Genomic DNA, 15802 nt, shown 5'->3' with positions numbered 1-15802 from the left:
TTTACTTGCGGCGGCGTACGATATATTGGCTCGAGGCCTTCTTCTTCTTGCGCGTCTTGTAACCGAGCGTCGGCTTGCCCCATGGGGACAGAGGAGACTTGCGGCCGATTGGAGCGCGGCCTTCGCCACCGCCGTGCGGGTGATCGACCGGGTTCATGACGACACCGCGGACAACCGGGCGCTTGCCGAGGTTGCGGGAACGACCAGCTTTACCGATGTTGATCAGCTCATGGTCTTGGTTGCCGACGGAACCGATCGTAGCGCGGCATTGCTTGAGGATGCGGCGGATCTCGCCGGATGCCAGGCGGATTGTGACATAAGTCTCTTCCTTACCCAGCAGTTGAGCTTCGGTGCCTGCGGCGCGAACCAGTTGTCCGCCCTTGCCCGGCTTCAGCTCGATGTTGTGGATAACCGTACCGACCGGGATGTTCTCCAGCGGAAGGGTGTTGCCCACCTTGATGTCGGCGTCAGGACCGGAGACGATTTGGTCGCCGACCTTCAGACCCTTAGGAGCGACGATGTAGCTCTTTGCGCCGTCCAGATAGTGGATCAGGGCGATGTAAGAGGTACGGTTCGGATCGTACTCGATCTGAGCGACCTTGCCCGGTACGCCGTCCTTGTTGCGCTTGAAGTCGATGATACGGTACTTGCGCTTGTGTCCGCCGCCTTGGTGACGAACCGTAATCTTACCTTGATGGTTACGGCCGCCGCGCTTCGACAGCGGTGCAAGCAAGGATTTCTCCGGTACGTTCGTGGTGACTTCCTCGAACGTCGACATCGTCATTTCGCGACGGCTAGGCGATGTCGGATTAAACTTTTTGACTGGCACTTGGTTTCCCTCCTTACTTTACGAAGATGTTAGACCGATGCTTCGAAAAATTCGAGCGGCTTGCTGTCCGCGGACAGCTGCACGATAGCCTTCTTCCATTCGGAAGTGTAGCCGGAGTGACGGCCGTAGCGGCGCGGCTTCGGCGGTACGCGCATCGTGTTGACGCTAACGACCTTCACCTTGAAGATCGCTTCGATCGCTTGCTTGATTTCCGTCTTGTTGGTGCGAAGATCGACTTCGAAGACGTACTTCAGCTGATCGATGAATTCGCTTGTGCGTTCCGTGATGACGGGGCGCTTGATAATATCGCGAGGGTCTTTCATTACGCGAATACCTCCTCGACTTTAGCGACCGCGTCCTTCGTGATGATCAGCTTGTCATGGACAAGCACATCGAGCACGTTGATTCCGTTGGCGGAGACGAACTTGACGCCAGGAATATTGCGTGCGGACAGGGCCACATTATTCTCATAGTCGGCAGTGACGACGAGCGCCTTGCGACCGACCTTGAGGTTGTTCAGAATGCCTTGGAATTCCTTCGTCTTAGGCGTTGCCAGGCTCAGTTGATCCAGGACGATGATGTCGCTGGCGATGACTTTGCTGGACAGTGCGGACTTGATCGCCAGACGACGAACCTTGCGAGGAAGCTTGAAGCCGTAGCTGCGCGGAGTCGGTCCGAAAACCGTACCGCCGCCCTTCCATTGCGGGGAACGGATCGAGCCCTGACGAGCGCGGCCTGTACCCTTTTGCTTCCATGGCTTGCGGCCGCCCCCGCGTACTTCGGAGCGTCCTTTGGTTTTGTGAGTGCCTTGGCGCACGGCTGCTTGTTGAAGCACGACCGCGCTGTGCATGACCGATGCGTTCGGATTGACGCCGAAGATCAGGTCCGACAGTTCAATCTCGCCGACCGCGCTGCCGCTCACGTTGTATACAGATACTTTAGGCATGTGGTAGTCCTCCTTTCTTGTTGAATCGTATTATTTCTTCACCGACGAGCGGAGTTTGAGGTAGCTGTTGCGAGCGCCCGGCACGGAACCTTTGATCAGGATAACGTTGCGTTCAACGTCGATCTTGACAACTTCGAGGTTTTGAACCGTAATCGTCTCGGATCCGAGACGGCCGTGCATCTTCTTGCCCTTAGGCACGCGGTTCGCATCGCGAATCGTAGCGAGCGAGCCATTACCGCGGTGGTACTTCGAACCGTGCGTCATCTTGCCGCGTTGGAAGCCCCAACGCTTGATGGCGCCCGCAGTTCCTTTACCCTTCGAAATACCCGTTACGTCAACAAACTGCCCTTCGGCAAATACGTCAACTTTAACTTCAGCGCCGACTTCGAGTTCCGAAGATCCGCCAACTTCGCGGATGAAGCGCTTGGGCGCCGTACCGGCCTTCTTTGCATGGCCCGTTTCCGGCTTGTTTGCGAGCTTTTCGCGCTTGTCGGCAAAGCCGAGTTGCACAGCTTCGTATCCGTCGTTGTCGGAAGTTTTCTTCTGCAGCACGACATTTGGCGTTGCTTCGATGACGGTGACCGGCACGACGCTTCCGTCAGCCGCGAACACTTGCGTCATACCGAGCTTACGTCCCAAGATTCCTGGCATGTTGACACCTCTCTTCTACTTCTTATTCACATCTGGATAACGCTTCGCCTTACTTATTACAGCTTGATCTCGATGTCAACGCCGGACGGCAGGTCCAGACGCATCAGCGCGTCGACCGTTTGCGGCGTCGGATTGACGATGTCGATCAGGCGCTTGTGCGTACGCATTTCGAACTGCTCACGCGAATCCTTGTACTTGTGGACCGCGCGCAGGATCGTGATGATCTGCTTTTCGGTCGGCAGCGGGATCGGACCGGATACGCCGGCACCCGTGCGCTTTGCCGTTTCAACGATCTTCTCCGCGGATTGATCAAGAATGCGGTGGTCGTAGGCTTTCAAACGGATACGGATTTTTTGCTTTGCCATAGAAAATTCCCTCCTTCATTCGCCCAATTTTGGAATCGGACATACTCCGTGAGAATACCCCGACATTCACCGCTCAGCCACCCTATGGCAAAGGGGCCGGGTGTGTCGGCAACCTCTCACATCATCGCACAGTCGCAGACCAACATTTATTATTATAGCGATTCGCCCAGGTCAATGCAACAAATTTTTAGGCAAATTGAAAACAAATCATGTGTCGCATCGCAAAGGGCGATTTTTATCCTGCTCGATCATACCGCCATTCAACGTGTTTCTTCTATATATAATAGCGACGGATACAAGAACAAGAAAAGCCGAACGCGTATGCGTCGGCTTCCCATTGATATCGCGGTTCGCTTAAATTCGAAATCGGCTGACCGCTTCGTTCAGCTCCGACGCCAGCGACCGGAGTTGTTCGGCCGAGCCTGCAATCTCCTGAACGGAGGCAAGCTGCTCCTCAGACGCTGCAGCCACCTGCTGCGTTTCCTCGGTGGAGCGCTTGGCTACGCGTTCGAGCTCTTCGATCGAGGCCGCCACCTCCTGGCTGCCAGCAGACATTTGCTGGGAAGCGGCGGATACGTCCTGGACTTGGCCGGATACTTCTCGGATTGCCTGAAGTATCGTACGGAACGACTCGCCCGTTTGCGACGCAAGCGCCGTTCCCGCCCGCGCTTCTTCCGCCGATTGCGACAAGGTCGACGCAGCTGCGGACGTTTTGGATCCGACCGCATGGAGAATCGTCGCGATCGCTTCGGACGATTCCTTGGAGCGTTCGGCCAGCTTGCGGATCTCCTGCGCGACGACGGCGAAGCCCTTGCCTTGCTCTCCTGCACGTGCCGCTTCGATTGAAGCGTTGAGCGCGAGCAGATTCGTCTGATTGGCGACTTCTGCGATCATGCCGACAATTTCCTGAATCTTCGCACTGGAAGCCTGCAGCTCGCTCATCATATCGCTGGCGCCAACGACATTAAACTCGATCTGACGCATTTGCCGTGCCGTATCCTCCAACGTCTGCTCGCCTGCCGTCGCAAGTTCGGCTGTGCCGCCTGCAAGCTCGGACAACGTTGACGACGATTCTGCAATGCGGCCGATTCCGATCGCGATCTCCGACATGGCCCTTTGACACTCTTGCGAGCTCGTCATCTGCATTTCCGCACCCGATGCCACCAGTTGAATCGATTCCGTAATCTCGCCCGTGGCAACCGCCGCCTGCGCGGAAGTATCCTTTAAGGTGCGCGATGCGGCAGTCACTTCATCCGCGGTACGTTTGATGCTTCCCGTCAAATCCCTCAAGCTGCGAACCATATCGTTAAACGACACTGCCGCCTGACCGATTTCATTGTTCGAACCTACCGGCACTTGAACGGTCAAATTCCCCTTTGCCGCTTCTTGCGCGAGCACAGCCAGACGCTTAAGCGGACGCAAGGCGTACCGAACAAAAAGGACGAGCAGTGAAATTGCGGCCGCCGCAACTACAATACCGATCCAAGCCGTACGAATTAAAAATCCGTTAATCCGATCTTGAATCTTACCGTAGTCATAGTCGAGACCGAGTACCGCCACAACTTGTCCGGCGTCGTTTTTCACCGGGCCTTGATAGGATATCCAGCTCCCGACATTATCCGTATAAGGATCGCTGAGGGAAGACTTCCCTGCCAATGCTTCCGTATATGCGCGCTTAAAGTCTCCTGACAGCATATAATCGTCGCCCATATGGTTACCGGCCTCATCCAGCCCTTGATTAACCTGAAGCAGGACGACAGCGGTCTCATCTCCCTTTTCCTCAGAGAAAGTCGAAAAGTAATAGGAATTAATCATCAGCTCGCCGTCGGTCATCGCGTTCAGCAATCTGCGCAATATGGTTTGACTTTCCTGGTTGGGCTCGGCTCCCTTTTCGAGAGCTTCGGCTACGGGCTGCAGCAGATTCGTATTGGCCGAGGCCTGCGCGGCAAGCCGATCGCCTATGGAAACAAACTCTTTGTAGGCAGCATCGCGCTGCGCGCTGTATTGAAGCCATGACATAATTCCAATCAGCAGAATAAAGAGGACGGACAGAACAAGACTGCTTGTAAAAACCAGGCTTTTGCGAATTTGAAGTCTAGACAGATGGATGCACCTCGCCCTTGGATTTGTTTCTATTATAAGGGAGAAGGGCTAGAAATACATGTCATTTTTTGTCGAATCAAGTCCGTTATTGTCGCATTGTTTGCAGGCTTTGTTTACTACAACAAAAGGAGACCTTATCGGGCGTTATGCCCGATAAGGTCTCCTCTAGGTATAGCGAAATTACTTTTGGATGGAAGCAACAGCGCCGGCGCCAACCGTACGGCCGCCTTCGCGGATGGAGAAGCGAGTGCCTTCTTCAACAGCGATCGGAGCGATCAGTTGAACGGTAACGGTGATGTTGTCGCCAGGCATAACCATCTCAGTGCCTTCCGGCAGGTTGATGATACCCGTAACGTCAGTTGTACGGAAGTAGAACTGAGGACGGTAGCCCGTGAAGAAAGGCTTGTGACGGCCGCCTTCTTCTTTGGTCAGGACGTAGATTTGAGCCGTGAATTCCGTGTGCGGCTTAACCGAACCCGGCTTAGCGATAACTTGACCGCGCTCGATGTCCTTACGGTCAACACCGCGAAGCAGTGCGCCGACGTTGTCGCCCGCTTGAGCGGAGTCGAGCAACTTACGGAACATTTCTACGCCGGTAACGACGGATTTACGGGAATCTTCAACCAGACCGATGATTTCAACTTCATCGCCGATTTTGATCGTACCACGCTCAACGCGGCCCGTAGCAACCGTACCGCGACCCGTGATCGTGAACACGTCCTCGACAGGCATCAGGAAAGGCTTAGCCGTGTCGCGCTCTGGTTGCGGGATGTACGTGTCGACTTGTTCGAACAGCTCAACGATCTTGTCAGCCCAAGGGCCGTCAGGATTTTGCAGAGCCTCACGAGCAGCGCCGCGGATGATCGGCGTGTCGTCGCCCGGGAACTCGTACTCGTTCAGCAGGTCGCGAACTTCCATTTCAACCAGCTCGAGGAGCTCTTCGTCTTCAACCATGTCGCACTTGTTCAGGAATACGACGATGTAAGGAACGCCTACTTGCTTGGAGAGCAGGATGTGCTCGCGCGTTTGCGGCATAGGGCCGTCAGCAGCGGATACAACCAGAATCGCGCCGTCCATTTGAGCAGCGCCGGTGATCATGTTCTTGACATAGTCGGCGTGTCCAGGGCAGTCAACGTGAGCATAGTGACGGTTAGGCGTTTCGTATTCAACGTGAGCCGTGGAGATCGTGATACCGCGCTCGCGCTCTTCGGGAGCCTTGTCGATTTGGTCGAACGCAACAGCTGCGCCGCCGTACTTCTTGGACAGAACCGTCGTAATGGCAGCCGTCAGCGTCGTTTTGCCGTGGTCGACGTGGCCGATCGTACCGATGTTAACGTGCGGTTTATTACGTTCAAATTTAGCCTTTGCCATGGATCTTTTCTCCTCCTTGTTAGTAAAGCCATTTTTATAGGGAGGACAAAGCCGGAGACCTCAGGCCCCGCGGCTCGTCCGAATGCCCGAAAGCTTAAGCGCCTTTGCTCTTGGAGACGATCTCTTCGGAGATCGACTTCGGCACTTCTTCGTAGTGCGACAGTTCCATGGAGAATACGCCACGGCCCTGCGTACCGGAACGAAGGACGGTCGAGTAGCCGAACATTTCAGCCAACGGCACCTTGGCGCGCACGATGAGCGCACCGTGACGGGTGTCGCTGCCTTCGATGCGTCCGCGGCGGGAGCTGAGCATGCCCATGACATCGCCCATGTACTCTTCCGGAACAGTTACTTCGACCTTCATGATCGGCTCGAGCAGGACAGGGTTACACTTGTCCTTGGCAGCCTTAAGCGCCATCGAACCGGCGATCTTGAACGCCATTTCGTTCGAGTCGACGTCGTGGTACGATCCGTCGAAGATCGTCGCTTTGATATCGACGAGCGGGAAGCCGGCAAGTACGCCGTTCTTCATCGACTCTTCGATACCGGCTTGTACCGGCGCGATGTATTCGCGAGGTACTACGCCGCCGACAACCTTGTTCTCGAACACGAAGCCGGAGCCTGCTTCGAGCGGTTCGAACTCAACCCAACAATGGCCGTATTGGCCGCGTCCGCCGGATTGGCGAACGAACTTGCCTTCGACCTTCGCTGCAGTCTTGAACGTCTCGCGGTAAGCAACTTGCGGCTTGCCCACGTTCGTCTCGACCTTGAATTCGCGAAGCATGCGGTCAACGAGAATTTCCAGATGAAGCTCGCCCATGCCGGCGATGATCGTCTGGCCAGTCTCTTCGTCCGTGTGCGCACGGAAGGTCGGATCCTCTTCCGACAGCTTCTGGAGCGCGATACCCATTTTGTCTTGGTCAGCCTTGGTCTTAGGCTCAACCGCAAGCTGGATAACCGGCTCGGGGAAGTTCATCGATTCGAGGATAACCGGGTTCTTCTCGTCGCACAGCGTATCGCCAGTCGTCGTGTCCTTCAGACCGACTGCCGCGGCGATGTCGCCGGAGTAGACGATGCTGATTTCTTGACGGCTGTTCGCGTGCATCTGCAGAATACGGCCGATACGTTCGCGCTTGTTCTTCGTCGCGTTGATGACGTACGAACCGGAGTTCAGAACGCCGGAATATACACGGAAGAACGTCAGCTTGCCGACAAACGGGTCGGTCATGATCTTGAACGCCAGCGCCGAGAACGGCTCCGTGTCGGAGGAATGACGAACCGTCTCTTCGCCGTCTTCGGTCGTGCCCTTGATAGCAGGGACGTCGATCGGAGCCGGGAGGAAGTCGACGACAGCATCCAGCATTGGCTGAACGCCCTTGTTGCGGTAAGAAGAGCCGCAGACGACCGGGAAAATACGAACATCCACGACGCCCTTGCGAAGAGCTGCCTTGATCTCTGCGACCGACAGTTCTTCCCCTTCAAGATACTTCGCCATGAGATCGTCGTCAAGCTCGGCAACCTTCTCGACGAGCTCAAGACGGAGCTCTTCGGCTTGGTCGGCCAAGTCGGCCGGAATCTCTACGGTCTTCGGATCTTTGCCCAGGTCGTCCTCGTATACATAAGCGACTCGTTCGATCAAGTCGATCATGCCTACGAATCCGTTCTCTGCGCCGATCGGAAGCTGGATGGCAACAGCGTTGGCTTGCAGGCGCAAGCGCATGTCGCGGACAACGTTCAGGAAGTCCGCGCCGATGATGTCCATCTTGTTAACGTAAGCGATGCGCGGAACGCCGTAACGGTCGGCTTGACGCCATACCGTTTCGGATTGAGGTTCTACGCCTTCTTTGGCGCTAAATACGCCGACAGCCCCGTCCAATACGCGCAGCGAGCGCTCGACCTCGACCGTAAAGTCAACGTGTCCCGGTGTGTCGATAATATTGATGCGGTGACCCTTCCATTGAGCAGTCGTCGCGGCAGACGTGATCGTGATGCCGCGCTCTTGCTCTTGCTCCATCCAGTCCATGGTGGCGGCGCCTTCATGCACTTCGCCGATCTTGTGGACACGGCCGGTATAGAACAGGATCCGCTCGGTCGTAGTCGTCTTGCCTGCATCAATATGCGCCATAATGCCGATGTTGCGCGTATTTTGCAAGGAGAACTCTCTAGCCATGCAATGGTCTCCTTTCGTTCCCTAGTGTCCGCGGGATTACCAGCGGTAGTGGGCGTACGCTTTGTTGGCTTCAGCCATTTTGTGCGTGTCTTCGCGCTTCTTGACGGCAGCGCCGGTGTTGTTCGAAGCGTCGAGAATCTCGGCTGCCAGACGCTCTTCCATCGTCTTCTCGCCGCGGTTGCGGGAGTAGTTGACAAGCCAGCGCAGTCCAAGGGACGTGCGGCGCTCCGGCTTGACTTCGATCGGAACTTGGTAGTTGGCACCGCCTACGCGGCGAGCCTTAACTTCGAGCACGGGCATGATATTCTTGATGGCAGCTTCGAAAACTTCCATCGGATCCTTGCCGGAGCGCTCTTGAATCAGCGTGAACGCATTGTAAAGCAGCTGCTGGGCTACGCCCTTCTTGCCGTCGATCATGATGCGGTTGACGAGGCGAGTGACGAGCTTGCTGTTGTATACCGGATCCGGGAGCACGTCCCGCTTCGGTACTGGTCCTTTACGTGGCATCTAGAGTTCCTCCTTTCCCATATCAATGATAAAGCCGAAATGTTCCGGCAGAATTATCTTACTTCTTCACCTTAGCGCGCTTCGTACCGTACTTGGAACGAGCTTGCTTGCGGTTGTTGACGCCTGCGGTATCGAGCGCGCCGCGAACGATGTGATAACGTACGCCCGGAAGGTCCTTGACCCGGCCGCCGCGAATCAGAACGACGCTGTGCTCTTGCAGGTTGTGACCGATACCCGGGATGTAAGCCGTAACTTCTACACGGTTCGTCAGACGTACACGCGCATACTTACGAAGTGCGGAGTTCGGTTTTTTCGGCGTCATCGTGCCTACGCGCGTGCATACGCCGCGCTTTTGAGGAGCGCTCAGGTCGGTCTCGATGCGCTTCAGGGCGTTGAATCCCTTTTGCAGAGCTGGAGACTTGGACTTGACCACCTTAGGCTCGCGACCCTTGCGGACGAGCTGGTTAATTGTTGGCATGTTGCCACCCCCTTCCCATGATTGCCTTGCAATAAACTAACGGCTACCGGTTCCCGCGGCGCGAAGCCCACAGATCCAGGCGGTTCATTTTGAGAAAAACGAAAGGGTCCGCCCGCTGAACTCCCCATACGAGAAGCGCGGTTAGGTCCCGGTTCATGCTCTCTCTACTACCACGGCCATCGCCGTGCCGACATCGATCCCGCACTGTCTGCCGAGCTCGCGCATGGTGCTCACCTCGGTTAAGGGAACGCCACGCTGCTGGCACAACTGCGCGATGCGGCCGATCAGGCGCGAATCTGCATCTTGCGCGACATAGACGCCGATGGCCTTGCCTTGTTCTACCATCTTGGTCGTCTGCTTGGTGCCGACTTTGACGTTGTTCGCAAGATGATGAGCCATTAAGTCCATCATAACAACTCCTACGGAACGATCAAAATCCACCACGTCGGGCACACACATAGGCTATCTTAACACCTTGGTCGGGCAGTGTCAAGGAAGCCTTTTACACCAATTTTATCGCTACCGAGTGCTCTAATCGTCTACGGGTTGCAATCCGTTTCGCGGCATCTTTAATGGTTTCAATAGCTGCGTCGCAGGGACGAGAAGATCCCCGATCGTACAGGCAAAGGCGACAGCTGCGCGCCAGCGAATCGGCCACGCAGCTGTCTTGGCGTTTAGTACGAAGAAACGAGAGCTTTCGGCTTCGCTATCTATTCTTCTGCCTCGCCCGCATAAAGATATATTCGGTATAGAAAGACTGCCGCTTCAGCCCTCGTCGCTTGTTCGGCGGGGCGAATTCGTCCGTCATAGCCTTGAACCAGCCCGGCGGCCGCGAGTCCCGCTATTCCTTCGCGGGCGTATGCAGAAATCTCGCCGAAATCCTCAAGCTCTGGATGATGTCCGGCTTCTGGCGCTTCCATTCTGCCGGCCGACCGGAGCGCCCGCGCCGTCATCGTCATCATCTCCTGACGGGATATGACTGCGTTCGGCAGGAAGCGGCCGTCGCCGGTCCCGTTCGCGATGCCGTTCTGCCGCAGAGCGCCGACAGCCCGGTAGAAGTAATCCCCCGACTTCACGTCGGTGAAGCTCGACGGCGTATCGCCCGCAAGCCCCAAGGCTTCGACCAGCATAACGGCGAATTCGGCTCGCGTGACGGCGCGGCCCGGCTCGAAGGCCCTGCCGCCTACGCCGCCGACGATTCCTTTTGACGCGAGCGCTTCGATGCTGTCGCGGGCCCATGCATGGCGCTCCAAATCGGCGAAGCTCTTCGTCGAGAAGGCCACCCCGAACCGCGAGAAATGGTCTGTCGCGAAGACGACTGCGCCGCCCGCCTTATCGTATCGGCCGTTAGGGATCGTCGCCATTCGCCCTTGGGCATCCACGTAATAAGCGATGATGGCAGCCGGCGTCCGAAGCTCCTCCTCCGAAGGCGCATAAGGAATCGCTACCGTAATCCTGGCTTGCGGGTTGCGCCATTCTTCGGATACCCCGTTCCGAAACAGGGCGAGGTCGATCAGCGGTCTATCGCCCGCTGCCTGCGCAGAGAGCGGATCGAGCCGCGACCGATCGCCCGGGGACACCCGGATCGCGATCTCGCCGCCAGCGTCCTCGCCTGCCCGATCCCGCTTCAGCATGTCGGAAGGGATCGTTACCGTGCCGAGCGCGGTTTTCACGGACACCCGGCGGTCTCCGTCGCCTGCGGCGAAAAAGCCGGCCGGCAGATTTAATTTATAGGAATCGACGCCCGCCGTCTCCGGCAGCTCGATCAGGACCGTTCGATTGCCTCCCGCGCTCTCCGAAGCGGCATCGAGCGCCATGGCCAGCGCTGCCGAATCCAACGTTATGTCCAGTTCCTTCGCGGCTCGGTCGAGCATCGCCGTAGCGATGCCGCCCGGCACGGCCACCTGCTGCGTCGATGGCTGCTCAGTTGTCGACGGAAGGCCGGGACCGCCTGGATTCCCGGGACCGCCTGGATTCTCCGGATCAACGGAGCCCACGACCGTTACGTTTACGTAAGTCTCGAACGCGCCGTATACCGCCTTGACGACAGTCGTCCCCGCAGCCTTCGCTTCCATCCGTCCGTCCGGGCTCACGGACAAAATCAAACTGTCGTAGCCTTCGTACCTGGTGCCGACGGATGCTGCCGTCACGTCCCGTTCGCTACCGTCCGACATCGCCGCCCGGATGGCCAGCTGCACCCCGTCCCGGCCGAGCGTCAACGTCTCCGCCGCCCTGGCTGCCGAGATGCCGGTCGCCACGGGCGCCGCGGCGTCGGTGCGAATATGATCGATAAAGAAATACCCGCCCCAAGGCCCCGAATAATGAGCCGTATCCTTGCCGCGATAGGAGATCTCCAGGCGCTTCACGCGTTCGCGGCCCGCGAACGCGGAGATGTCCGCGGAAACGGTCGTCCACTTGTCGCTCGCGATCTGCCGTTCGACGGCAAACGTCTCGCCGCCCTCCGACGTCAGCTTGATGCCGGCGATATACGCCGACGACGTGCCGCCCCAGCCGAAGATATCGAAGTCGATCTTGCCGTATGCGCTCAGATCGACCGGCGATTGGAACGTCTTCGCCACCTTGCTCTCGGTCGTCGCGATTTTGGCGGTTTTCGCGGCCTCGAGCATATAGCTCCCTTGCTTGGCCGCACCCGGCGTGCCGTTCGAGGAGCCCCTTTTCACCGCCCCGACCGCGGACGTCTCGGCCCCTGCGATCCACCCGTCCTGCACGCCGCCCTCGAAGTCGCCGAACACGAGGCGGGCGCCGTCCTGCTTGTAGTCCGGCACGTAGGCCTCGGTCAGGTCGAACGCGAACGTCTGCCCGTCCGCCGTCACTTCCAGTTTGCCCTTCTGGCCCGCGACGGGCACGATGCCGGCGACGATCGCTTCGATCCGCTCTTCCGCGCCGGGCTGCACCGACACCTGCACAGCGCTTCGGTCGAGCGCAACGCCGCCCACTCCCTTCAAGCCGATCTCGCCCGCAAAGACGCGGTTGCCCCCGTTATGCACGGCGATCGTCAGCTTGTCGCCTGCCTGTGCCTGCCCCGGCCGCGGTAGCGGATCCAGCGCGACGGACACGTTCGAGATCGCCGCAGAAGCGGCCAGGGAGACGTCGTCCACCTGCAATGCGCCGTTCGTCCAAGCGACCTTTTCAGTCGGCCGCGCCCATATTTTGATGCGATCGACGCCGCCGAGCCCCTCCCAGCCGGTCAGATCGATCGCCACGTCGTTCCAGGCCTCGGCAGGCGCGACAGCCGAGCCTTCGATCACGCGAGCGCCGCTGTAGGCGCGGATCATGAACTCCGCCTTGGCGCCGCTCCCGATGCCGCTCGCCTTGAGCGACGCCCGGACGACCGGCGTCGTCGACAGATCGAGGGGAGACGCGAAGCTGCGGGTCACGCCCTTGAAATCGCCGCGGTACGTCCCGACGACGCGAGCCTTCAGACTGGACGCGCCCGAAGCATGATCCGCCGTATCCCGCTCCGCGCCCGACACATTGTCCGTACCCTTCCAGCCGTCCGCGTCTGCCTCGAAGTCGCTGAGCGGCGCTTCGCCCTCAATGCCCGACGCCGCGCCCATCCTCGCCGTCTCCTGAGCCGGTTTCATTTCCAGCTTCGACGGATCGAAGCCGGGGATGGCCTCCTCCCAGTCGGAGACGCCTACGATCGCCTTGGCGAACGCCGTCGCCTCCAGCGACTGGACGGTATCGATCCGTTTGAATACGTCGTAGATCGCCTTCGGCTGGTCCGCCTCCGCGATCTGCCCCTTCATGTTGGTCCACAGGCCGAGATTGAGCCCGCCTTCGCCCGCATGGTCCACATGCCTGTGCAGGATGAAGGCGTCGATTCCCGTCAGCGATTTCACCTTGTAATAGGCGTAGGCATACGCCGCAGCCTGTATGCGCTGCTCCTCGGGCGTATTGCCGCCGCTGTGGAAGCCTTGCTCCGACAAGATGACGTGGCGCTGGGCGCCCTCGTACGTCATCGAAGCCAGCTGCAGATATTGCGTCAGCACCTGCAGGTTTTTGAAGGTGATCCGCTTCGTGTCGAAGCTGTCGGTCGCCGTCGTGTCCTCCCACGTTTTCGGATCGAACAGGTCCTCCGGATACGGATGGAAGGCGACGTTCCACGCATAGTCCCCACCCTCGCGGGCCAGCTTGGCCAGCGCGTCCACGAGCGCCCTGTTGCTGTAGATCCACTGCGAGTCCGGCGACTGGTAATCGTTCCAGAAGTGGTCGAGCGAGATGTACACCCTGCCGCTCGCATTCACGCTGCGCACGATGTTGTAGGTCAGCCGGAGCTGGCGCTCGTACTGCTTTACGTATTCGCCCAGCAGCTTCGGCCCCATGTTGTTCCACACCTTATTTTGCCCCACCTCGTTGCCGACGATATAGCCCGCCAGCCTGCCGTAAGCCCGGTCGGCGCGCGAATACCGCTCTGCGAGGAAGCGGGTAATCGCCTCGTAGTATCGGACGCCCGTCTCGTTCGTCAGATTGGGAGCGAACACGGTTCCTTCCGCCGTGGCGTCGGGATGCACGATGTCCTTGTTGGGCGAGTCGGGGTCAGTCATCCCTGTCCGGTACAGGATCAGAATCGCGGTCACGGCCATTTGATTGTCCGTCATCGATTTGATCTGGCTGTCCAGGCCGTCTACCGCGGATTTTCGGAAATAATAAGTTTGGCCCTCGTACGTAAAAGGAATCGAGGAGGCGCCGCGGTCGGTCAGCGTCAGCATCTCGTTGTACGCGATATTGATCGCGCCGTGCCGCACGCCAAGTCGCTCCGCGTCTGCGGGCAATTGCACCTGCAGCCCCTTGATGCTGTCGGTGACCGGATAAGGCTCCCGGTTCGCGGCCAGCGCCTCGGGATTGGTCACGTACTTCGGCCCATCCACCAGCGCGAATTCTCCGCCGTCCTCCAGCACGGCCACGAATTTGTCGTACGCCCGGTTTTTGTCGCCTTCGGCCGCCGGGAACGACAGGCTGAAGGTCGGTCCCGCCGCGCTCTCCGAGAGCGGCGTCATGGACGCGTAGTCGACCGATTTCTCGTCCGCGTACAGAGGCAGCTCGTAAATGCCCACCTTCGCGCCCGGGTGGGCGGACAGATAAGCGGCGTCCACGCTCCCCTCTGCTGTTGTAACCGCCGGATCGCCGGCGATGTTCAGACGCTCGAGCTTGCCTTGATACGCATAATCGTCCACGTTGCGGAGCGCAAAGCCGATCTTGTCGATGTCCAGCGTCGTGCCGGCCGCCGCTCCCTCCGGATAAATGCGGATGCGGTCGACAATGCCTTCCCATAGCGGGCTCGTCAGCACCAGTTCGTAATCCGCGAACGAAGCCGCGTCCGAGGCCGGGAACGACTGCGACTTCGCCTCGTCCCAATTCGGATCCTCGCGCGTCGTCCAGGCGACCTTAAGGCGCGATGCGCCTGTGTCGCCGGCCATCCGCAGCAGGACGGCATTGCGCTTCGCTGCGTCCAGGGACAGGCCTGGCGACTCGAGGTACGATTCCGCCGGATCCGTCACCGTATAGATCAGGGAGCCCGACGCAGCCGACTGAACGGCCGTGCCCGACGAGGCGACGAAGCCTTCGTCCGAGCCCGGAATATGAAAGTCCAGATCGGCGGCCGCCGTCGCGGCGAGCGAATCGATCTGCAGCCTGCCGTCCCAATATTCGTAGCCAGGATCCCCCGGAGACATGCCTTCCAGATCGTAATTCTTCATATAAGAGATCGACATCCCGTCGATGCCGGCTCTGCCGCTCCATGCGCGGACGTCGAAGTAGACGATATTCCACTTGTTGGCCGCGATGCCGGATATCGCCTCGAACGTATCGTCGCCGCTATGCAGCGTCAGCTTCACGAAGAAGTCGTCCTGCTTCCAGCCCCAGATGTCGACGGCGGCGGCGATGAAGTTCGCGTCCGACAGGTCGAGCGGCTCGTCGAAGGCGCGAGAGATCGTGCGCCATTCGTATGCTTTGACCTTGCGGGGCGTCACCTCGAGCGCACCCGCGCCCTCGAACGGCGCCCCCGGCGCGTTCAGCAGCGTGCCGGTCACGCTCGTCTTGTCCACGTTCGGGCCGGGCGTCCACAACGCCGCTTGCGGCGCATCGTTAAAGTCGTTAATCATCCGCAGCGGATAGATGGAATGCCCTTGGTAGGCATCCTTCTCCGCCAACGCCGGCTCGTAAGCGCCGGCCAGCGCGCCGGACGCGCCGACCAGTTGGACCAGCATGGAAGCGATTGCAATAATGATGATTGCAGTCGTTCGGAATAAGCGATGTCGCATGAAGCGTCTCCCACCTTTGTTTTAGTCGTAAGCGCGCGCTCCGGGCGGCCCGCAAGCCGCATCGGGATCGGGGTCGGGGGCAGGGTCGGCCCGGAGGC

Annotated in this window: 12 protein-coding genes; all 12 read right to left on the bottom strand. The window is 58.9% G+C overall.

Going from position 1 to position 15802, the window contains the following annotated elements:
* Position 1: 1 nt before the first annotated feature.
* The gene (gene rplB, locus KB449_RS00320; protein WP_282906474.1) at positions 2 to 829 is read right to left on the bottom strand and encodes a 50S ribosomal protein L2; all 828 of its coding nucleotides are present in this window, start codon (positions 827 to 829) and stop codon (positions 2 to 4) included.
* 29 nt (positions 830 to 858) lie between these two features.
* Complete coding sequence (gene rplW, locus KB449_RS00315) at positions 859 to 1152, bottom strand: 50S ribosomal protein L23 (protein WP_090117914.1); 294 nt, start codon at positions 1150 to 1152, stop codon at positions 859 to 861.
* Positions 1152 to 1775, bottom strand: coding sequence for a 50S ribosomal protein L4 (rplD, locus tag KB449_RS00310; protein ID WP_282906473.1), 624 nt, complete (start codon positions 1773 to 1775; stop codon positions 1152 to 1154). The genes rplW and rplD overlap by 1 nt, the downstream gene beginning before the upstream one ends.
* A 30-nt stretch (positions 1776 to 1805) precedes the next feature.
* The gene (gene rplC / locus KB449_RS00305; RefSeq protein WP_282906472.1) at positions 1806 to 2426 is read right to left on the bottom strand and encodes a 50S ribosomal protein L3; all 621 of its coding nucleotides are present in this window, start codon (positions 2424 to 2426) and stop codon (positions 1806 to 1808) included.
* Positions 2427 to 2482: 56 nt separating this feature from the next.
* Positions 2483 to 2791 carry a 30S ribosomal protein S10 gene (gene rpsJ / locus KB449_RS00300; RefSeq protein WP_027087350.1) on the bottom strand — a complete coding sequence of 103 codons (309 nt, stop codon included), beginning with the start codon at positions 2789 to 2791 and terminating at the stop codon, positions 2483 to 2485.
* A gap of 354 nt (positions 2792 to 3145) precedes the next feature.
* The gene (locus KB449_RS00295; protein ID WP_282906471.1) at positions 3146 to 4810 is read right to left on the bottom strand and encodes a methyl-accepting chemotaxis protein; all 1665 of its coding nucleotides are present in this window, start codon (positions 4808 to 4810) and stop codon (positions 3146 to 3148) included.
* A 264-nt stretch (positions 4811 to 5074) separates the two neighbouring features.
* Positions 5075 to 6265 (bottom strand): elongation factor Tu, encoded by a 1191-nt coding sequence (gene tuf / locus KB449_RS00290; RefSeq protein WP_090117918.1) that lies wholly within the window; start codon positions 6263 to 6265, stop codon positions 5075 to 5077.
* Positions 6266 to 6359: 94 nt separating this feature from the next.
* Positions 6360 to 8435 (bottom strand): elongation factor G, encoded by a 2076-nt coding sequence (gene fusA, locus KB449_RS00285; RefSeq protein ID WP_282906470.1) that lies wholly within the window; start codon positions 8433 to 8435, stop codon positions 6360 to 6362.
* Positions 8436 to 8471: 36 nt separating this feature from the next.
* Positions 8472 to 8942 carry a 30S ribosomal protein S7 gene (gene rpsG / locus KB449_RS00280; protein WP_090117920.1) on the bottom strand — a complete coding sequence of 157 codons (471 nt, stop codon included), beginning with the start codon at positions 8940 to 8942 and terminating at the stop codon, positions 8472 to 8474.
* A 58-nt stretch (positions 8943 to 9000) separates the two neighbouring features.
* A complete protein-coding gene (rpsL, locus tag KB449_RS00275; RefSeq protein ID WP_090117921.1) occupies positions 9001 to 9420 on the bottom strand; it encodes a 30S ribosomal protein S12 in 420 nt (139 codons plus the stop codon).
* Between the two features lie 153 nt (positions 9421 to 9573).
* A complete protein-coding gene (locus tag KB449_RS00270) occupies positions 9574 to 9828 on the bottom strand; it encodes a L7Ae/L30e/S12e/Gadd45 family ribosomal protein (protein WP_090117922.1) in 255 nt (84 codons plus the stop codon).
* 302 nt (positions 9829 to 10130) lie between these two features.
* Positions 10131 to 15704, bottom strand: coding sequence for a DUF5722 domain-containing protein (locus tag KB449_RS00265; RefSeq protein WP_282906469.1), 5574 nt, complete (start codon positions 15702 to 15704; stop codon positions 10131 to 10133).
* Positions 15705 to 15802: the final 98 nt, after the last annotated feature.

The sequence above is a fragment of the Cohnella hashimotonis genome (genome assembly GCF_030014955.1).
In the GTDB taxonomy this organism is placed as follows: Bacteria; Bacillota; Bacilli; order Paenibacillales; family Paenibacillaceae; genus Cohnella; species Cohnella hashimotonis.
The sequence above is the reverse complement of the archived record's forward strand: the minus strand, read 5'-3'. Positions and strand labels throughout refer to the sequence as shown.

Excerpts from the sequence above, each read along its gene's own strand:
- rplW (WP_090117914.1), bottom strand. The coding sequence starts at position 1,152 with ATGAAAGACCCTCGCGATATTATCAAGCGCCCCGTCATCACGGAACGC.
- tuf (WP_090117918.1), bottom strand. The coding sequence starts at position 6,265 with ATGGCAAAGGCTAAATTTGAACGTAATAAACCGCACGTTAACATCGGT.
- rpsJ (WP_027087350.1), bottom strand. The coding sequence starts at position 2,791 with ATGGCAAAGCAAAAAATCCGTATCCGTTTGAAAGCCTACGACCACCGC.
- rpsG (WP_090117920.1), bottom strand. The coding sequence starts at position 8,942 with ATGCCACGTAAAGGACCAGTACCGAAGCGGGACGTGCTCCCGGATCCG.
- fusA (WP_282906470.1), bottom strand. The coding sequence starts at position 8,435 with ATGGCTAGAGAGTTCTCCTTGCAAAATACGCGCAACATCGGCATTATG.
- KB449_RS00295 (WP_282906471.1), bottom strand. The coding sequence starts at position 4,810 with ATGTCATGGCTTCAATACAGCGCGCAGCGCGATGCTGCCTACAAAGAG.
- rplC (WP_282906472.1), bottom strand. The coding sequence starts at position 2,426 with ATGCCAGGAATCTTGGGACGTAAGCTCGGTATGACGCAAGTGTTCGCG.
- rpsL (WP_090117921.1), bottom strand. The coding sequence starts at position 9,420 with ATGCCAACAATTAACCAGCTCGTCCGCAAGGGTCGCGAGCCTAAGGTG.
- KB449_RS00270 (WP_090117922.1), bottom strand. The coding sequence starts at position 9,828 with ATGGACTTAATGGCTCATCATCTTGCGAACAACGTCAAAGTCGGCACC.
- KB449_RS00265 (WP_282906469.1), bottom strand. The coding sequence starts at position 15,704 with ATGCGACATCGCTTATTCCGAACGACTGCAATCATCATTATTGCAATC.
- rplD (WP_282906473.1), bottom strand. The coding sequence starts at position 1,775 with ATGCCTAAAGTATCTGTATACAACGTGAGCGGCAGCGCGGTCGGCGAG.